Raw genomic sequence first — 4,287 nt, forward strand, 5'->3', positions numbered from 1 at the left:
AATTACAAGTACTTAATTGCTCCCCTGCGGGGGAGCTCCCCGCGAAGCGGGGTGAGGGGGCGCCACGGCGGCGCATCACACCCCCTCCGGCCCGCTTCGCGGTCCACCTCCCCCTCAAGAGGTGGAGGAATTACAGTATCTTAATTGCTCCCCTGCGGGTGAGGGGGCGCAACGGCGGCTCAGGCGTTCCCCGGATCCCCGAACAGCGCCCTCGCCCGGTCCTCGAAGCAGGTCAGGAGCCGGCCCGCCGCCCGGTCGAAATTGCCGGCGAGCAGGCCCTCCAGCAGGCGGCTCTTCAACTCGAAATCGATGTCGAAGTCGATCCGCGTGCCGCCGTCCTCGGGCACGAAGTCCCAGCGGTTGCGCAGGCGGCGGAAGGGTCCGGCGATCAGGTCCGCGTCGATCCGCTTCAGGGCGGGGTCCCGCCGCACCCGGGTAGAGAACCGCTCGCGGACCGGGCCGAAGGCCACCTGGACCTCGGCGTCCATCCACTCGGCCCCATCCGCCTCCGTGCGGGCGTTCCAGGTGCGCAGCGACCGGACCCAGGGCACGAACTCGGGATAGCGGGTCACATCCCCCACCAGGCCGAACAGCGCCTCCGGGGCGTAGGGCGAACGCCGGGAGAGCCGGTGGCGCACCGCGCCTATCCCCGGCGGGCCAGCCGCGCCGCCTGCAACCGGGCGAAATCTTCGCCGGCATGGTGCGAGGACCGGGTCAGGGGGCTGGCCGAGACCATCAGGAAGCCCTTGGCCCGGGCCGCCTCCTCATAGCCGCGGAACTCGTCGGGATGGACAAACCGCGCCACCGCCGCATGCTTGCGGGTCGGCTGCAGGTATTGCCCGATCGTCAGGAAATCGATCCCGGCCGAGCGCATGTCGTCCATGACCTGAAGCACCTCCTCCCGGGCCTCGCCCAGGCCGACCATCAGGCCGGACTTGGTGAAGGCCTCCGGGTCGGCCTCCTTCACCCGCTCCAGCAGGCGCAAGGAATGGTAGTAGCGCGCGCCTGGACGGATGGACGGATAGAGCCGGGGCACGGTCTCCAGATTGTGGTTGAAGACGTCCGGCCGCGAGGCGATCACCTCCAGGGCCGCCTCCACCGGCTTGCGCAGGAAGTCCGGGGTCAGGATCTCCACCGTCGCCCCGGGCGCGCGGGCGCGGATTTCCCGCACCACGGCGGCGAAGTGGGCGGCGCCGCCATCGGCCAGGTCGTCCCGGTCCACCGAGGTGATGACCACGTGCTTCAGCCCCATCTTGGCCACGGCGTCGGCCACCCGGGCGGGTTCGGTGGGATCGAGGGGTTCGGGGCGACCGGTGGCCACATTGCAGAAGGCGCAGGCCCGGGTGCAGATCTCGCCCATGATCATCATGGTGGCGTGGGACTGGGTCCAGCACTCGCCGATGTTGGGGCAGGCCGCCTCCTCGCAGACCGTCACCAGGCCGTGGGCCTTCACGATGGCGCGGGTCGCCGCATAGCCCTCAGAGCCCGGCGCCCGCACGCGCAGCCAGTCGGGTTTGCGCAGGACCGGGGTGTCCGGGCGGTTGCGCTTCTCGGGGTGCCGGGGACGCGGCCCCTGGCGCGTATCGATGACGGTGGCCATGCCCCTAGATCAGCCCTTACGCCGCCCGGATCAAGCCGCCGCCGCGCCTTCGGGCCGGATCACGGACTGTAACCGGTCTTTTCAACCGGCCGGTGGCCGTCTACTTTTCTTGAAGAGAGAGAATCCAGAGGGAGACGGCCGTGGCGAAGCTGGGCGACTATATCGGAGGCGGCGGCACGATTTTCAGCGCCCTGGTGGACGCAAGGGCGACCTTCGGGGCCAGGAAGCTGATCCTGGAAGACCAGGACCGCAATCCGCTCAGCTACACCGACCTCATTCGCGCCGCCTTTGCCCTCGGGCGCCGGATCGCCGCCATGACCGAAAAGGGCGAGCGGGTCGGGGTCATGCTGCCGGCCAGTTCGGCGGGCGTGGTCACCTTCTTTGCCCTCCACGCCTTCGGCCGCGTGCCGACCATGCTCAACTTCACCTCGGGCATCCGCAACCTGAAGGCCGCCTGCGAGCTGGCTGGCGTCAAGCGGGTCCTCACCGCGCAGAAGTTCATCGAGCAGGGGCAGCTGCACGACCTGGTGGACGCCCTCGAGACCGTAGCGACCGTCACCTATCTGGAGGATGTGCGCGAGAAGGTCGGACTGGCCGACAAGCTCTTCGCCGCCGCCGCAGGCGCCCTGCCCCTGCGTTTCGCGTCTCCGGCCAAGCCGTCGGACATCGGCGTCGTCCTCTTCACCTCGGGCAGCTTCGGCGCGCCCAAGGCGGTCGTCCTGACTCAGCAGAACCTCATCGCCAATGTCGCCCAGTCGGCGAACTTCATCGACATCGACCCCGACTGGGTCCTGTTCAATCCCCTGCCGATCTTCCACTCCTTCGGCCTGACCGGGGGCATCCTCCTGCCCCTGCTGACCGGGATGAAGGTGTTCGAGTATCCCTCGCCCCTGCACGTCAAGCAGATCCCGCCCTTGATCAAGGATACCCGGGCGGCCATCCTTCTGGCCACCGACACCTTCATCAACCAGTATGCCCGGGCCAGCGATGGCGATGAGCTTTCAGGACTGAAGTTCATCGTCGCAGGCGCTGAAAAGGTTCGAGAAGAGACCCACAACCTGATCCGCGACCGCTTCGGCGGCGTTCCGGTCCTCGAAGGCTATGGCGCCACTGAAGCGGCCCCGATCATCGCCATCAACCACCCGGACGACAACCGCCGCGGTACGGTGGGCCGCCTGTTGCCCGGCATGGAGGCGCGTCTGGAGCCCGTCGAGGGCATTTCCGGCGGCGGCAAGCTGCTCGTGCGCGGGGCCAACGTCATGGCCGGCTACCTGCGTCCCGACGGCACGCTGGAGCCCCCCGCTGACGGCTGGCTCGACACCGGCGACATCGTCAGCATGACCGACGACAACTGGATCACCATCCTGGGACGCGCCAAGCGCTTCGCCAAGGTGGGCGGCGAAATGGTCTCCCTGACCGCCGCGGAGGACCTCGTCCTGTCCCTCTGGCCGGAGAACCGTCACGCCGTCATCGCCATGCCGGACCCCAAGAAGGGCGAGCGGCTCATCCTTTTCACGGACCGGAACGACGCCGCCGCCACGGCCATTGTCGAGCACGCCCAGTCCCTCGGCGCCCCGGAGATCGCCGTGCCCCGCAAGATCGTAAAGGTGCCCGAGATCCCGGTCCTGGGCACCGGCAAGACGGACTACGTGACCATCCAGCGCCTGGCGGAGGTCGAGGGGCGGCGGGCGGCTTAGGGCGCCCGCCCCAACTCCGGCCTTCGGGCGAAGCGGACCAGGGCGGGAGGCAGGGCCCCGCTCAGACGTAGATGACCCCGGGCTCCTCCGTCCGGGCCAGCCTGTCGCGGATGTCAGCCCCCAGGGTCCGCCTCAGCTGCTGGAACGCAGCCTCCACCTGGGCCTCGTCCTGCCCCAGCGCCTTCTCAAGCGCCAGTCCCCGCAGAGCCGCCACGGCCATGGTCAGCAGGGCGTCCGAGACCGGCCTGTCGGCGATTCCCGCCGCCGCCATCAGTCGGAAGAAGGTCTCCTGGGTTTCCTCGGCATGCCTCAGCAGGACGGGCATGACGCGTTCGGCGAGCTCGGGGTCGGACCGGGTCGCAGACCGGATCTCGTCGTGGGCCACGCCGTCCGGCGAACCGTGCCGCATCCAGCCGACGTCCAGAAGCGTCAAGAGACGCGCCTCGGCCGTCAACGAGTTCCTGGACAGAGTCGACCGATAGGCGGCGATATTCCTCTGGTGGGTGGTCTCGGCCACCTCGGCCATCAGGTGGGCCTTGGTGGAAAACTGGTGCAGCATCGCACCGCGCGACACGCCTGCAAGCTCCGCCACAAGTGTCGTCGACACCGCCGCGTAACCGTAGCGGTAGAGGGCGTCGATCGCAGCCGCCACCAGACGCTCGCGGGTTCTGCCGGATCGCTGGGCCTGTGTCAGACGGGCGGGAGGGGCCGTCATCGATGCGCTCCTGCGGCGCGCGCGAGCCTGGCGGGCGTCTGCGCCAGGCGCCGGGTCCTTCGGTCAGTCCTGCGAGTCACGGGCCACTCTCTGATCAGCTGCATATACAAACAGGATTGACTGTTTGTTTTCAAGGTGGCTTCCCTACCCTCATAAGCGTTGGCGCGCACCCGCTGACATCTCTCCGATGAGGAAAGGCCTGCATGGCGCTCGACGCTCCAGTGGGCCTCCCGGTCCGGGAGGCGGCTGCCTTTGGAGGTCTTGGAGTGGTCGTC

Annotated in this window: 4 protein-coding genes; 1 reads left to right on the forward strand and 3 read right to left on the reverse strand. The window is 68.6% G+C overall.

Features of this window, described 5'->3' with window-relative positions; genetic code table 11:
- Window positions 1-179: 179 nt before the first annotated feature.
- Window positions 180-638, reverse strand: a complete 459-nt coding sequence (locus tag IM632_RS13715; RefSeq protein ID WP_293531715.1) for a type II toxin-antitoxin system RatA family toxin — start codon at window positions 636-638, stop codon at window positions 180-182.
- A 5-nt stretch (window positions 639-643) separates the two neighbouring features.
- Complete coding sequence (lipA, locus tag IM632_RS13720; protein WP_296485105.1) at window positions 644-1,600, reverse strand: lipoyl synthase; 957 nt, start codon at window positions 1,598-1,600, stop codon at window positions 644-646.
- Window positions 1,601-1,740: 140 nt separating this feature from the next.
- Between lipA and IM632_RS13725 the strand changes: the two genes are divergently transcribed.
- On the forward strand, window positions 1,741-3,297 hold the full coding sequence (locus IM632_RS13725) for an AMP-binding protein (RefSeq protein ID WP_293526811.1): 1,557 nt from the start codon (window positions 1,741-1,743) through the stop codon (window positions 3,295-3,297).
- Window positions 3,298-3,358: 61 nt separating this feature from the next.
- Here IM632_RS13725 and IM632_RS13730 read toward each other — a convergent pair whose 3' ends face one another.
- Window positions 3,359-4,012 (reverse strand): TetR/AcrR family transcriptional regulator, encoded by a 654-nt coding sequence (locus IM632_RS13730; RefSeq protein WP_296485101.1) that lies wholly within the window; start codon window positions 4,010-4,012, stop codon window positions 3,359-3,361.
- Window positions 4,013-4,287: the final 275 nt, after the last annotated feature.

Origin of the sequence: Phenylobacterium sp., assembly GCF_020402505.1 — a bacterium.
In the GTDB taxonomy this organism is placed as follows: Bacteria; Pseudomonadota; Alphaproteobacteria; order Caulobacterales; family Caulobacteraceae; genus Phenylobacterium.

Excerpts from the sequence above, each read along its gene's own strand:
- lipA (WP_296485105.1), bottom strand. The coding sequence starts at position 1,600 with ATGGCCACCGTCATCGATACGCGCCAGGGGCCGCGTCCCCGGCACCCC.
- IM632_RS13730 (WP_296485101.1), bottom strand. The coding sequence starts at position 4,012 with ATGACGGCCCCTCCCGCCCGTCTGACACAGGCCCAGCGATCCGGCAGA.